This window comes from Pseudochrobactrum sp. AO18b (genome assembly GCF_000409565.1).
In the GTDB taxonomy this organism is placed as follows: domain Bacteria; phylum Pseudomonadota; class Alphaproteobacteria; order Rhizobiales; family Rhizobiaceae; genus Pseudochrobactrum; species Pseudochrobactrum saccharolyticum.
Map to the genome: position 1 here is coordinate 1 of NZ_ANNO01000229.1, position 1,820 is coordinate 1,820.

A 1,820-nucleotide genomic window follows, 5' to 3' on the forward strand; every position below is an offset into this window, starting at 1 on the left:
CGCAGATATAAGTCTGCGGCCGTTTCTGTTGGTTATTCTTTTGAGGCTTTCAGCACATAATTGGTATCCGGTGAAATGATGAAATCTTTCACCTTGTTGGACACAACCGCCACTTCATTCAGCTGATAAATCATGGTGAACGGGCTGGTGTCGCGGAACTCTTTCTGAAGATCCAGATATTGCTGTGCGCGTTTGTCAGCGTCTTTTTCCATGACAGCGGCCAGCGTTTTCTGGGTCAGTTCAGGGATTTCCCATGAATTGCGCCATGCACTGGTTTTTGAAACCGCATTGTCGCTATTGTCCAGATTGGTCACGAATGTATCGGCATTGGTATGCGGATCCCAGTAATCGATGCCCCACTGGCCGATATAAATATCATGCTTACGTGCGCGATATTTGGTAAGTGTCTGTTTGCCGTCGCCCGGAATGATTTCCAGTTTGATATTGGCTTTGGCAAAAGTCTGCTGAATGGATTCTGCAATACCGGTGACCGGCTGTGTGTTGCGTACATCCATGGTAATAGTGAAGCCGTCTTTCAGACCGGCTTTTTCCAGCAGTTCCTTGGCTTTTTCAACATTGAGGCTGAACGGGTTTTCGTCCGTTGAACCAAGCATACCGGCGGGCAGGAAATTCTGGTGGATCGTGCCGATGCCCTTAATCAGGGTGGACTGAATAGCGCTGTAATCCACCAGATATTTTACAGCCTGACGAACTTCCGGCTTGGACAATGTCTCGTTCTGCTGGTTGAGACTGAAATAATAGATGGTGCCTTTCGGCGCGCTGGCAGTGTGGAAGCGGTCATCTTTGGAGATGGCTTCAAGATCGCCCGGTTCGAGATTACGGGCAATGTCGATATCACCGGCATCCAGCATAATACGCTGCGACGCGCTTTCCTTCACATAGCGATAAATAATGCGCTTGAGCGGCGGTTTCTCACCATCATAAGACTCATTGCGCTCCATCATAATGATTTCATTCGGACGCCAGTCTTTAATTGCATAAGCGCCGGAACCTGCATAATTACGCTTCAGCCATTCATGGCCGAAATCATTATCTGCTTTGGAATCCGCAGTCGGAGTGACTGGTTTCGCGTGTTCTTTGAGCAGCTTGCTGTCAACAACAGAGCCGACTGTGGCAGTCAGACAGTTATAAACAAAGCTTGGTGCAAAGGCTTTTTCCGAGGTGAAAATCAGCGTGTCATCATCTTTGGCAAAGACTTTCTCATCCACATTGTCTTTGGTCAGGCCGAACTGGCTGAGAATGAAAACAGGACTCTGATCGAGCTTCACCGCGCGTTGCAGCGAAAAAGCAGCATCATGAGCAGTAATCGGATTGCCGGAGGCAAATTTCTGGCCCTTGCGGATTTTAAAGGTAAAAGTCTTGCCGTCTTCGGCAACTTCCCAGCTCTCGGCAATATCAGCGACCAGCTTGGACGGGTCTTTATAGTCTGTGCGCAGCAGGCGGCCATAGCTGTTGGCCAGAATTTCTGCGGTGGTAATTTCAAAGGATTCCGCCGGATCCAGCGAAATCACATCATCGGTCGCCATAGCGATCACCAGCGTATCCGCCGGTGTGGCTGCATTGGCTGCGCTCATCAGCACTGAGCCTGTTAAAGCTGTGCTGAATGCCAGTGCCAGTGCGAGCTTGTTCAGCTTGTGTTTTTTGACTGTTGTCATCAGTGTCATGCTGTAGTTCCCCTCATTCACGCGGCCGTGTTTTTGTTTTTGGCCGGCTCGGTCAGGAGCGTAACGCAACAATCTGAAAGATCAAACGAATTCTGAATAATTTTATTAGTCATGAGGATAAATAAACCCCCCCGG

1 protein-coding gene is annotated in these 1,820 nt (G+C 49.1%); it reads right to left on the reverse strand.

Annotated features, from left to right (window positions below):
- Positions 1-32 precede the first annotated feature (32 nt).
- Positions 33-1,676 (reverse strand): ABC transporter substrate-binding protein, encoded by a 1,644-nt coding sequence (locus tag A918_RS0109475; protein WP_033316019.1) that lies wholly within the window; start codon positions 1,674-1,676, stop codon positions 33-35.
- Positions 1,677-1,820: the final 144 nt, after the last annotated feature.